The sequence below is a fragment of the Rathayibacter sp. AY1H3 genome, from assembly GCF_002932015.1.
This window is the reverse complement of the sequence record NZ_PSUU01000100.1, coordinates 1-1,184: the sequence shown is the minus strand read 5'-3', so window position 1 is coordinate 1,184 and position 1,184 is coordinate 1. Positions and strand designations below refer to the sequence as shown.

Sequence of the window (1,184 nt, the reverse complement as noted above, 5' to 3'; positions counted from 1 at the left end):
ACGCCCCCGAGGTCGCCGCCGAGCACCTCCGCGCCGAGCTGCAGCTGCGGCGCTTCGGCCGGCTCCGCCTCACCATCGACATGGCGCTGGGCAGCGGGATCCTCGCGCCCTACGACCTCGTCGTCCTCCGCCTCGACACCGGCGCGGAGATCATCCGCGTGAAGGCCGATCTCACCGATCCCCACTACCTCCTCGGGCAGGTCGAGCTCGACCTCGAGACGAAGACGGTCGCGGAGTTCCTCGAGGAGTGGCGTCCCGCCTGACCAGGCCGGCACAGCCGCGATCCCGGTGACGGGGACAGCACTGCGCCGAGGCGTCCGGAGCAGGACTGCGTACATCCGCCCCCTCGCCTCACCGACCCGCAGGAACCCTGTCGCGCTCCTCGTCGGCGACCACCACCGGCACCCACGCCCCGCGCGCCGGACGCCCCGCCCACCACACGTACACCCCGGCGGCGACAACGGCGCCTCCGGCCGCGATCGCCCACCAGGGATACCCTGCGACGTCGGGCGACTCCCCCGCCGCGTCCACGTCCGACTGGGGCGTCGGGATCACCCGTTCGCCGGTGACGAGGATGCGGTGGGTGTTGATCCCGAGCGGGGTGCAGGTGACGAGGGTCAGGAGGTCCTGGCCGGGCTGCACGAGGAGGCTCTGCGTGTCCTCCGGCTCGACGACCAGCGTCTCGCGCACGCGGTAGGTGACCACCTCGCCGTAGACCTCGATGGTGAAGGTGTCGCCGACGTCGACGCGGTCGAGGTGGGTGAAGAGCTCGGCCGAGGCGAGGCCGCGGTGGCCGGTGAGCACCGAGTGGGTGGAGGGGCCGCCGACCGGCAGGGCGGTGCCCTCGAGGTGGCCGACGCCGCGCTCGAGGACGGCGTCGCTCGTGCCGTGGAAGATCGGCAGGTCCACGTCGATGGCGGGGATCCGGATGCGGGCCATCAGACCCTCGGCGTCGCCGCGCAGGAGGGAGGAGTAGCGCTCCCGGTCGGCGACCTGCTCGTCGTCGGCGAGGGGGAGGCGCTCGTTCGCGGCGACGGCCGCGCCGCCTCCGCTCAGGCTCTGGTTGTAGGCGCGGGCCTCGACGAGGTTCTGCCGGAGGGTCTCGGCGCCGAGGTCGGTGATGTCCTGCGTGAGGGAGTCGATCTCGCGCGCCTGCTCGACGGCGCTGAGCCAGCTGGCGGCGA

2 protein-coding genes are annotated in these 1,184 nt (G+C 73.2%); one reads left to right on the top strand and one right to left on the bottom strand.

Annotated elements, in window-relative coordinates:
• The coding region (locus C5C33_RS18745; RefSeq protein ID WP_104261793.1) for a hypothetical protein at positions 1-263 on the top strand (263 nt) is incomplete at its 5' end.
• 88 nt (positions 264-351) lie between these two features.
• On the opposite strand, the gene C5C33_RS18090 is transcribed toward C5C33_RS18745, so the two are convergent.
• The coding region (locus C5C33_RS18090; RefSeq protein WP_104261792.1) for a class C sortase at positions 352-1,184 on the bottom strand (833 nt) is incomplete at its 5' end.